This is a genomic window from Butyrivibrio sp., assembly GCF_024699075.1.
In genome coordinates this window covers 1-5,625 of sequence record NZ_JAILQF010000387.1, presented here as the reverse complement: position 1 = coordinate 5,625, position 5,625 = coordinate 1, and the positions used below count along the sequence as shown (strand labels likewise).

The window sequence follows — 5,625 nt, the reverse complement described above, 5'->3', positions numbered from 1 at the left end:
GGTATTCGAAAAGAGCGAAGTTAAAGTTTGGGAATGCAGAAACTGCGGACATATCGTAGTTGGCACAAAGGCTCCTGAAGTATGCCCTGTATGCTCACATCCAAAGAGCTATTTCGAAGTACACGAAGAAAATTATTAATTGTAACGCCATGTAATATGCATTTTTTAAATTAAAAACTACATATTTTTTATTAAATCCTTTCCATTTATTGACTCATGATGAATCTTAATTGATAATGCTTTTAAGACTTGAGGCAAAATATGGAAGGGGTTTTTTATGGGAAATAAAAGAAACAAACTGATATTAACAATTATCACTACAATAGGGCTTATTATATGTGCCTTATCGGCATTTTTATTTGTAAGATTTCTAAGTTCCTCTGTTAATAACGGTTCACCTATATTAACAGGAAGTTCTAACAATAGTAACAATTCTTCAACAGGCGATTCTGCCGCACCTTTGCAGGACAACTTTTTTGACGATTATGCAAAGCCAGAAGAATATGATGGACCTACGATCAGTCAGGTTGATCAGTATATTTTTAATTCCGATGGCAAGATATTAAAGGATTTCCATGACGGCGAAAGGTATTATCTCTACATGAATGTAAATGCCGATGCTTCTGAAGCTATTCTGGTTTATGACGATATATGTTATTACATAGACGCTGAGCTTAACGTGACAGAGATAGCTACAGATATTGATTCAGCAGGTATTTGCTATGATGGCAGATATTGCTACTACATCACTAACATGAAGGATGATAAAAAAGGGATTTACCTTTATGATACCAAAAATCAGAATACAAAACTGATTTATGAAGCCAATATCATAAACGCCTGTCTTTCTCCAAATGGAAAGGTACTTGCTTTTTTCGAGTACTATGCTACCCCCAAAATACACATTTATGAAAACGGAATAGAAAAAGACGTTTTTGTAGCAGATGATAGTTCCAGTGTTGAAGCCATTTCAAACGATGCAAATACACTCTTTGTTACCGAATACGGCAATGATGATAGCTCTTTTATATGTATTGATAATGAAAAGACTATACGTCTGAGCAATGAACTTCTACTTGAATGCTATTATGACAGAGACTGTAAACAGGCAATGTTCATGGACGATGATGGTCTTAAGTACTTTAATTCCGGAGATAAAGACGCTACGATCGTAACTACCGATACTGAGGATCTTCGATTTGAAATTGCTGCCGGCAAAAGAATGATCATCTCTTATTTTGATGATAAATATATATTAGATACTGATTGCTTTTCAGATGCACTTATGCTCTACACCTTTGATGAGTGCTATGCCCTTTCCGGCAGTGTCCCTGAGATAATATGTCTTACAAATAACAACCCGGATGCCAGAAGCTTCAGTATGGCAATCACAAAGGAAGGCCCTACCTGTATAGGAAGTTCCGGCGGCGATTTAGTAAAGTTCTCCTACGATGGTAACAATGTCACAGAGACTATACTTTTTACCAGTGACGAGTTATCCCTCGATTATGTAGCAAGCAAGACTTTAGATAAAATCTGGTTCATATATGATAATGATGTTTACTATATCTCCGAAGGAAAAGAGCCTGTGATGGTTGCCGATCAGGGAAGTAAAACAAACTTTACACTTTTGTGGGATCCCTTTTCAGATATGTGTTTCTATGTAAAAGATAATAAATATTTATGCCGCGTCGGAACAGATTCAAGCGAAGATGTGAGAATATGTGACTATTGTAATAGTCTTACAAATATTCCTGGAAAAGATAATCTTGTTGGCTTTTACGACCATAACAAGACTAAATATATTGTTATTGGCGATGAAATAATAAAAGAATAAGTCAAGCTTACCTGTTCTTTAGAACTTGTAAAACAGTCTGCAAAAACAATGGCACGATTTGAACGGTTCTCAAAAAATAAAACAGAGCTTCAGTGTTCGAAATGACCTGCAACTTTCTTCAGGTTATCTATGATTGGCAGATGCTGAGGGCATACGCCTTCACATTGTCCACAGGCTATGCAATCACTTGCCTTTCCAAAGCCGCTGCTGACAAGATTTCCGTAATTCGAAAAATTGATGGTCCATCCTTTTTCTTCCATATCTTCACGCATATTTTCATTATAAAGCGAGAAATACTTGGGAATTGCTATTTTCATTGGGCAGCCTTCTGTGCAGTAAGAACACCCTGTACAAGGAATAGCAATCTGGCTGTTTATGATATCTGCAGCCTTAAAACACAACTGCTTTTCATCCTCCGACAAAGGCCTGAAATCCTGCATGTAGGCTGTGTTATTGTCCATCTGCGCTATACTGCTCATTCCAGACAGGACTACCATTACATTGTCCAAGCTTGCCACAAACCTGATTGCCCAGCTTGGAATGGACATACTCTCATCCTTGTCCCTGAACAGTTTTTCTGCTTCAGCGGGTAGTTTTGCCAGAGTGCCGCCCTTTACCGGTTCCATAACAATGACAGGTTTTCCATGCTTTACTGCTACTTCATAGCATTCTCTCGAATGAACCCATTCACTTTCCCAATCCAGATAATTTATCTGCAACTGCACAAATTCCATCTCAGGATGCTTTGTAAGTATCTCATCAAGGAGCTGTGGCGTATCATGGAATGAAAATCCCGCGTGGCGCACCAAGCCTTCTTTCTTTTTATCCAAAAGCCAATTGAAGCAATCAAGCTCTTCATATTTTTGATACATGCCGCCTTCAATGCCGTGGATCAGGTAATAATCAAAATATCCTGCACCGGTTTTCTTAAGCTGCTCATTAAAAACCTTGTCCCTGTCGTCTTTGGAGTTAATAAAACCTGCATGAAGCTTTGTTGCCAGTGTAAAGCTTTCTCTCGGGTGCCTTTCAACAAGAGCCTGTCTTGCCACATTCTCACTGTTGAAGCCGTTATACATCCATGCAGTATCAAAGTAGGTGAATCCTCTTTCAAGGAACATATCCACCATCTCTGAAACCTGTGCAACATCAACATCCGCATCATTTGTCTTGTCAATAAGCGGCATTCTCATCAAGCCAAATCCCAGTTTCTTTGCCGGTTTAAAATCCATAAGCTACCTCCTTGCCTGTTTTCTCTTTCTTTCAAGTACACTATTCACTCTATAAAAGGTCATATATTTATTTATATGTCAAAAATGTAGCACACAATTCATTTTGAATCATGAAAATATTTCGTCATCGTTGTATCGTTCCAGCTATTCTATAATTTATCCAATAGGCGCAAAGACCATTGCTGTACTTTTTTTCCAAAGAAGAAATGCTAAAGGCATTCCCAGAAACTCAGCAATTATAAAGCTCATCCACACCATATTCAGATTACCAAAACTACTTGCCGCTAATGCGAATATTAAAGGAAGCAGTGCCTGTCTAAGCATTGTCAGATACATGCTCTTTGTACCCAGAGATAACCCCTGAAGTGCAGCTGCGATGACAAGATTGATAATTGATAAAAGGTATGCTACTGCGAGAAGCCTGATTGCAGGCACTCCTATAGCCAGCATATTTGAAGATGCATCAAAAATCTCCAGTACTTTTACAGGTAGTATTTCCAGTATCAAAAAGAATACTGCATAAAACAGCAGTCCATATCCAAATGCCCATTTAACTGCATCGTTTACCCTGTCTTTCTTGCTTGCTCCATAGTTATAAGCAACTATCGGAATTAGCCCATTGTTTATGCCATGTACTCCCACAGTTACAACGCTGTACATGCGTGTGCAGACACCGTAAACGGCAACTGCTGTGGATGAGAATCCAAGAAGTATTGAATTCATGCCAACATTCACAAATGAAGTAAGTATCTGTACTACTGTAGAAGGTATTCCCACACTCAGAATCGCACGAATGCTCTCTTTGTCTGGGCGAAGCGTGAATGCAAAAGGTATTTCCTTATTCCATTTCCTGTTTATAAGGACACCTGCCATGAGCCCCACGCACTGCCCTATTACTGTTGCTATAGCAGCACCTGTAGTTTCCAGACGTGGAATTTCAAACATTCCGAAAATAAAGATCGGATCCAGGATCAGATTTGTTATGGATGCCGCAGATAATGTGAAAATAAACAGAGTAGATTTGCCGCTTGCTATTACAAATCGGTCAAATACCCACTGTCCCATCTGGCCGAATGAAAGCAGCATGCAGATGGTAAGATATTGTTTTCCATAAGTAGCAATGGCTGCATTGCCGCCGGACTGCCAATCATAGTAAGCATTAACAAAAAGCAAGCATACTACCGCATTTATCATCCATGAGCATATTGCAATAAAAATTGCAGCACTGGCCGTCTTTTTTACCCTATCAGGTCTTTTTTCTCCAAGAGCTTTTGATATTACTGCATTCAGGCCAACAGCATTACCAAGTCCCAGTGATGATACGATCATCTGCACTGGAGCAGCTAATGAAAGTGCAGTAAGTGCATCCTCAGATATTCTGGAAACAAAAATCGAATCAACAAAGTTGTAAAGTGAGTTTATCAGAAGGCTGAGCATAAGCGGAATTCCGGTTCCAAGAAGAAGTCTGCTCATCTTCTGCGTTCCCATGATATTTTCTGTTTCATTTGAAGTTCTGCTCATTCGGCACCTCCTTTGTGTTGTCCTAATGCAATCATATTATGACCATTTACCATAATCAAATACTTGTATTGGATGTCTTGCTATAATAATATTGAATAGGAAATAATTTTTAGGAGGCTCACATTATGGATATCCGGATTATGCAATATTTTCTGGCAGTAATAAGAGAAGGAACTATTTCAGGAGCTGCAGAAGCTTTGCATGTGGCGCAGCCATCACTTTCAAGACAAATGCGTGAATTGGAAGAGGAGCTGGGTGTAACATTATTCGAAAGAGGAAACCGTAGAATAACGCTGACAGAAGAAGGTTTGGTCTTAAGGAAGCGTGCTGAGGAGATGATAAGTCTCATGCAGCAAACAGAGGATGAACTTTCACAGGTAAAGAATAATACCACCGGAACAATCAGGATAGGTGCAGGTGAGTCCTGGGCATTTCAATATATTGCCCGGGTTGCCACAGAACTCACACATGAATATCCCGGTATAAAATTTAGTGTAAAAAGTGGGGATACTATTGATCTTATGGATGAACTCGGAAAAGGGCTCCTTGATTTTGCGCTTATTTTTTCTGATCATGATCCGAGCATCTATCAGTCTGCAACGCTTCCGGGAGCAGATATCTACGGAGTACTAATGCGAAAAGACAGCCCTCTCGCCAAAAAGAAATCACTCACTATGCAGGATCTCCTAAACGAACCTGTCATCATTTCCAGAGGAGCACAAAAACATTTTTCCTCGGATGAGGTGCTGTCAAAATTGAATATAACAGCCACCTACAATCTTATATACAACGCTTCAGTAATGGTAAAGGAAGGAATGGGCTATGCCATCTGTTTTAACAGACTGATAAATACTTCAGGCGACTCAGAGCTTACTTTTGTTCCCTTAAAGCCAGAAATGAAAATATATGGTAAGCTGATTTGGAAAAAATATCAGGTATTATCACCGGCAATAAAGAAATTCATTGAAAAAATAAATGTCATATTATAATTGGCGCTCATTGTATGAACTTCGCCATCTATTCAACTGCCACCAATTA

Annotated in this window: 5 protein-coding genes; 3 read left to right on the top strand and 2 right to left on the bottom strand. The window is 39.0% G+C overall.

The window, feature by feature from the left end:
* Together K6G87_RS19825 and K6G87_RS15540 are read left to right on the top strand one after the other, a co-directional pair.
* Positions 1–139 (top strand): rubredoxin-like domain-containing protein (locus K6G87_RS19825; protein WP_442863375.1); only part of this gene is annotated, 139 nt, incomplete at its 5' end.
* Positions 140–277: 138 nt separating this feature from the next.
* Entirely contained in the window at positions 278–1,837 is a 1,560-nt protein-coding gene (locus tag K6G87_RS15540) for a hypothetical protein (RefSeq protein ID WP_296839272.1), read from the top strand.
* Positions 1,838–1,926: 89 nt separating this feature from the next.
* On the opposite strand, the gene K6G87_RS15535 is transcribed toward K6G87_RS15540, so the two are convergent.
* Together K6G87_RS15535 and K6G87_RS15530 are read right to left on the bottom strand one after the other, a co-directional pair.
* A complete protein-coding gene (locus K6G87_RS15535; protein WP_296839270.1) occupies positions 1,927–3,066 on the bottom strand; it encodes an aldo/keto reductase in 1,140 nt (379 codons plus the stop codon).
* Between the two features lie 156 nt (positions 3,067–3,222).
* Complete coding sequence (locus tag K6G87_RS15530; protein ID WP_296839268.1) at positions 3,223–4,587, bottom strand: MATE family efflux transporter; 1,365 nt, start codon at positions 4,585–4,587, stop codon at positions 3,223–3,225.
* 125 nt (positions 4,588–4,712) lie between these two features.
* On the opposite strand from K6G87_RS15530, the gene K6G87_RS15525 reads away from it, so the two are divergent.
* Positions 4,713–5,576: a LysR family transcriptional regulator gene (locus tag K6G87_RS15525; RefSeq protein WP_296839266.1), complete on the top strand. Its 864-nt coding sequence runs from the start codon at positions 4,713–4,715 to the stop codon at positions 5,574–5,576.
* The last annotated feature ends 49 nt before the right edge of the window (positions 5,577–5,625 follow it).